Source organism: Cobetia sp. SIMBA_158, from assembly GCF_046566945.1.
Taxonomy (GTDB): Bacteria; Pseudomonadota; Gammaproteobacteria; order Pseudomonadales; family Halomonadaceae; genus Cobetia; species Cobetia amphilecti.
Window position 1 is genome coordinate 1 of record NZ_JAWJYL010000508.1, and the last position, 264, is coordinate 264.

Below are 264 nucleotides of genomic sequence, written 5' to 3' on the forward strand. Positions count from 1 at the left end.
GTTCGAGACCGAGCCCGGTCGGCAGATGCAGTGCGATTTCGTTGTCTTCCGACGAGGCACCGACCCGCTTTACGCCTTCACCGCCACGCTCGGCTTCAGTCGTTGGCGCTGGGCACACTTCACCACCGATGAACGCGCCGAGACGCTGGTTGCCTGTCATCATGCGCTGTTCGAAGCCTTGGGTGGCATTCCTCGCGAGATCCTTTACGACAACGCCAAGACCATCGTTGTCGAACGCGATGCTTATGGCGACGGCCAACATCG

Annotated in this window: 1 protein-coding gene; it reads left to right on the forward strand. The window is 60.6% G+C overall.

Annotation, left to right across the window (positions count from 1 at the left end):
- Positions 1–264: DDE-type integrase/transposase/recombinase (locus R2R70_RS20875; RefSeq protein ID WP_410979031.1), on the forward strand; the 264-nt coding region annotated here is incomplete at both ends.